Origin of the sequence: Luteitalea sp. (assembly GCA_009377605.1) — a bacterium.
GTDB lineage: Bacteria > Acidobacteriota > Vicinamibacteria > Vicinamibacterales > Vicinamibacteraceae > WHTT01.
In genome coordinates, this window is sequence record WHTT01000242.1 from 1 (window position 1) to 817 (window position 817).

At 69.6% G+C, this 817-nt stretch carries 1 protein-coding gene; it reads left to right on the forward strand.

Annotation, left to right across the window (positions count from 1 at the left end):
- Positions 1-343: 343 nt before the first annotated feature.
- The coding region (locus GEV06_28740; GenBank protein MPZ21831.1) for a hypothetical protein at positions 344-817 on the forward strand (474 nt) is incomplete at its 3' end.

Genomic DNA, 817 nt, shown 5'->3' on the forward strand with positions numbered 1-817 from the left:
GATCTGGAGCTATCTCACGCTGGGAGAGCACGTCAGGTTCACACAAATTTCTCGCACGCCCGCGGGAGGTCCGCGGGCGGCCGAGGCGGCGAAAAAATCCACGCGTGCCAAGAGGACGACGAAGCGTCCGGCTCGGCCGCGTGTGGCCCGACCCGCCAGGAAGACTTCCAGGACGGCGCCTCGGGCCACGGCGAAGCGCGCTGCAGAGGCGGTGGTCCGGCGGGCCAGGCGGCCCCAACGGCCGAGCCGTGCGGCGGCGGCCCGCAAGGCGCCGCCAGCGCGTAAGACGGGCAAGCGCCCGACCAAAGGCGCCGGCGCGCGAAGACGACGTTAAGGGTTAACATTGCCGTTTCTGCGCATTCTGCGCGACAAGCGCGGCATCGAGCATCTCTGTTTGTTGCACCCGGTCGGTGATGGTGGGCGCAGCCGCCCTCGAGCTCTCTATTGGTTTCGCACCTCTCAGGGCGCCAAGGGCAGTGGTCGGCTCCCGCTGGACGAGACGGCCCGTCGGGAAATCGAAGCGCGGTTTCCAGACATTGCCTTCGACTGGGAGGCACTGTGGCAGGCGGCCACGACCGTGGCGTTTCCCGAGCCGTCGGGCGAGAGCGCGTCGACGGCTGAGACCGAACGGGATGAGACCGCCGCCGGTCGCGAGCCGAATCGGACCAAGGGAACGGGTCGGCCGTCCAGGGTTGCCGAACCGCGTGACGGCGAGAACGATCGAGCTCGCCCTGGCCGCCGTACCCGCGCCCGGCGGCGTCCGCGTGTCGCCCGGCGCGTCGCGTCCATGGACACCTCGCCAGCGTCTGAAGTATCG